The sequence below is a fragment of the Xanthovirga aplysinae genome (assembly GCF_009711365.1).
GTDB lineage: Bacteria > Bacteroidota > Bacteroidia > Cytophagales > Cyclobacteriaceae > Xanthovirga > Xanthovirga aplysinae.
This window is the reverse complement of record NZ_SMMB01000675.1, coordinates 1-3,212: the sequence shown is the minus strand read 5'-3', so window position 1 is coordinate 3,212 and position 3,212 is coordinate 1. Positions and strand designations below refer to the sequence as shown.

The window sequence follows — 3,212 nt, the reverse complement described above, 5'->3', positions numbered from 1 at the left end:
AAAATATATCGATTTATTGGAGTTAGAATATGATAAATATCTGAAAGGTTTATTAGAACAATATAGGCCAGTAGATTATCTTAAAAATATCTCCAATAAAGAATAAATTTACTACGTAGCATTTATGTCAAAATTCCTGCATTTATTGCCAAGTAGAAAAGCGCATTGAGGTGCATACCTGGGCCCATTGCCTTAAGCAGTTGTCAAATTGCTTATCACAGGTTGCCGGCTGATAGTCGGGGGGAAATGGGCAAATGAGATGGTAAAATTTTCCTCCCCTTTCTCCAAATTTGAATGCTAAGGAAAACCCATATTTTGCCAATCTTCATAAGTTTGGGTAATGTTAGTTTGGTTGGCCTCTATTTGGTTTAGTTCGGCGTTTTTGTTTGAATTATTGGGGTTTTGTTGTATAATTTTCTTTTCCTACTTTAGACTATCACATAGATCGATCAGATTGTTGCTGTGGGTGAAATACTTTTTGTAGGTATAGGATTTGACTATTTTATCGACTGGTTTAGCTTGATGGTTTGCTATAGTGGAGGTGTTCTTATTTTCTTTCTTTTTGGTTTTTTCTATTTTTTCAATTTTGAGATAGTCGGGAATCCTTTTTGTTCGTGCTTCTCTATCCAGATTTTCTTTGAAGTCTATTACAAATTGATGATTTTGCTGGGCAAAGGTGATCTCTTCAGGAATGAATTGTTTCAAGAGTTTGAACATGCTTTCCCGGTTTTCCGAATTCCCTGTACTAGTTGCTTTTTTTTGCTGGGAACTGCCAGGTAGTTGATAAAGCTCCTTTTTAGTTTTTCATTGTTCTGAAAGCCAAGGGTTCCGTTTTGAATTTCTATTTGTCGTTGTGCTCTAATGGTTTCTTCCAACTGAAGGGTTTTCTTGTTTACTTCCCGCTGCTCCCTTCCTTTAGGATTGGGCTCTAAATAGAGTTTTAGGTATTCGGTTTTTCGCTTGCCCTTGTGGTAGTAGTCCAAGTAAAGGCTGGTTTTTCCACCCTGATTGCGTTTTCTGAGTGTTACTTTCATGAGTGAAATAGTTTATTGATGTCGGATTTCATAATGATGGTTCGCCTACCAAATTTTGCTGCTTTGAGCTGGTTGGTTTTGATCATGCGATAAAGGGTCCATCTGCTCATTCCCAGAAGCTGGCAGCTTTCTTGGATGTTCGGGAACTCTTTATCCTGGAGGGGATTATGCTCTTTTGGTATGGGTTGAGGGCCTGCATCAACGACCTGCAACTTTTCTTGTCTTTTCCTTTTCTTGTACGCACGCTTAGCACAGTTATCTGAACAGTACTTGGTAACTGTGGTTTTTGTGATGAAAATTTCGCTGCAAAATAGGCATGTTTTCTCTATTCGGATGTTGCTGCTCATTCCTTTGTAACTTAAAGTAGCTACATGTAGCCCTATGTTGCTGTATGTAGCATAATCTCGCCCTATTTTCAAATTTTTTGTTGCTAGCAAAAAAAAGGAGTGGTTAGCAACAAATTAGCAACAATAGATAGGAAATGAAGGGAAGGAAAGCAATAAAAAAAGGAAAGAAAAACCTTACAAATGACTATAAATGAAAGGTTAAGGTAAAAAAGGGAAGAAAGATTACTTCCCTATACAAAACTTAGAAAAAATTTTAGCCAATAAATCATCATTGGTGATTTCTGCGGTGATTTAAGCAAAATGATGTAGAGCATGACGGATGTCCATAGCCAAAAAGTCGTTGGTGATACCCAGCCCCATGCCGTTGGGGACATCTTTTAAAGAATCTAGTGTTTGTACCATACTTTCGAAATGAAGAACACTGGTAATAATGGTATTTCCTCGTTTTATTTTGTCCAGATTCACCTGTTCTAATACTTTGTTTTTGAGGGCTATATAATTTTTCCGGTATTAGGAGAGATGTTGGAGATATCTTCCATTTTGCACCGGGCTTCCTATAGGTCAGGCTGAGCAATGACAGTTCTGGTTTAATAAACATATTCTTTTTCTGGACCTCAATTTAGAGGAAAATAGCTACCTTTGGTTTTCTTTCAATAATGGGGAATTGCAATGTTTTTCAAAGGCTTAAAAAGCCGATGGTGAAAAAGTCAAGTATCCAATCAAGCCAATAGTTTTAATTTAGAAAAGGAGAATAATGAGATATATAGCCTTATTAAGAGGGATAAATATTGGAAGGTATAGAAAAATTCTAATGGCGGATTTGAGAAAGCTATTTGAGGACTTAGGGTTTTCTGGGGTTACAACCTATATTCAAACAGGTAATATTGTATTAAACACAAGTGGGAAAGTAAGCATTGATGAGCTGGCGAACAATATTGAACAATCCCTTTTTTCGGCTTATGGATTTGAAGTACCTGTTATTGTTAGAACTGTGGAAGAAATAAATGAGTTGATAGTTAATAATCCATTTTTGAAAAATGGAAAAGTTGAGGTTGAACGACTTCATTTAACCTTTTTAAAGGATAATCCGACAATTGAAAAATTGGAGAAAGTTATAAATATTGACTCTACTCCAGATAAGTTTGAAATTGTAAATAAGAACATATTTATCTATTGCTCAAAGTTATACAGTGACTCAAAACTGGGAAATACTTTCTTTGAAAACACCTTGAAGGTAAAAGGAACAACAAGAAACTGGAAAACTGTTTTGAAGCTTTCTGAATTATCGAAAATAAATTAAAGGAGAGATCAATTTGTATATTAATTTAAGCAAAGGGTTGTGAACAAGTCAATGGCCACGGCCAATAACTTAAAAAAATAGTAACCAATAAAATAAAAAATTCAAAGGTTGTAGTCCGAATACACTTTCTTGTTTGAATACAAAAGAGAAGTACACGATTGACCGAAAGAAGAACTAATTTCCTCTATATATTTATTTCACTTCTTTATTAACGTTCTATGTAGACAATAATCTGATAGAATATAACACTATACTGGTGAATAGAGAGGGAGATTATTACAAACAGGTACTGGAAGTAAGGTAGCTGAAAGGATGAAGCATACAGAATGTCTTACCACCTCATGACCATAAAAGCAAAATTACCGCATTCGCCAAATGATATTTTTTTGCTTGAAGCTTGAGAAGATATCCTAATTGGAATGAAGAGTATGTAAGATTTATGGACAAGTATTTTTCTACCAATTCCAATTTTATAGTTCTAGATCGGCTACTATGCGATTTAAAAAATTAAGAAGAGAAGTTTTTGTTTTT

General features: G+C 35.0%; 5 protein-coding genes. 1 reads left to right on the top strand and 4 read right to left on the bottom strand.

All coding sequences use genetic code 11. The annotated features are described in order from the left end of the window. Positions 1 to 423: 423 nt before the first annotated feature. The 4 genes from E1171_RS24190 to E1171_RS04035 form a co-directional block, all read right to left on the bottom strand. Positions 424 to 717 carry a hypothetical protein gene (locus E1171_RS24190; RefSeq protein WP_222931382.1) on the bottom strand — a complete coding sequence of 98 codons (294 nt, stop codon included), beginning with the start codon at positions 715 to 717 and terminating at the stop codon, positions 424 to 426. Then, positions 702 to 1,034 carry an Arm DNA-binding domain-containing protein gene (locus E1171_RS24185; RefSeq protein WP_222931381.1) on the bottom strand — a complete coding sequence of 111 codons (333 nt, stop codon included), beginning with the start codon at positions 1,032 to 1,034 and terminating at the stop codon, positions 702 to 704. Before E1171_RS24185 ends, E1171_RS24190 begins: the two co-directional genes overlap by 16 nt. Continuing rightward, positions 1,031 to 1,453, bottom strand: a complete 423-nt coding sequence (locus tag E1171_RS04040; RefSeq protein WP_246164147.1) for a helix-turn-helix domain-containing protein — start codon at positions 1,451 to 1,453, stop codon at positions 1,031 to 1,033. Before E1171_RS04040 ends, E1171_RS24185 begins: the two co-directional genes overlap by 4 nt. Positions 1,454 to 1,672: 219 nt before the next feature. Then, complete coding sequence (locus E1171_RS04035; RefSeq protein ID WP_155204352.1) at positions 1,673 to 1,846, bottom strand: hypothetical protein; 174 nt, start codon at positions 1,844 to 1,846, stop codon at positions 1,673 to 1,675. A 289-nt stretch (positions 1,847 to 2,135) separates the two neighbouring features. Between E1171_RS04035 and E1171_RS04030 the strand changes: the two genes are divergently transcribed. Next, positions 2,136 to 2,681 (top strand): DUF1697 domain-containing protein, encoded by a 546-nt coding sequence (locus E1171_RS04030; RefSeq protein ID WP_155204350.1) that lies wholly within the window; start codon positions 2,136 to 2,138, stop codon positions 2,679 to 2,681. Positions 2,682 to 3,212: the final 531 nt, after the last annotated feature.

Bases quoted from the DNA above. Each gene is read 5' to 3' on its own strand.
- E1171_RS24190 (WP_222931382.1), bottom strand. From the start codon at position 717: ATGTTCAAACTCTTGAAACAATTCATTCCTGAAGAGATCACCTTTGCC.
- E1171_RS24185 (WP_222931381.1), bottom strand. From the start codon at position 1,034: ATGAAAGTAACACTCAGAAAACGCAATCAGGGTGGAAAAACCAGCCTT.
- E1171_RS04030 (WP_155204350.1), top strand. From the start codon at position 2,136: ATGAGATATATAGCCTTATTAAGAGGGATAAATATTGGAAGGTATAGA.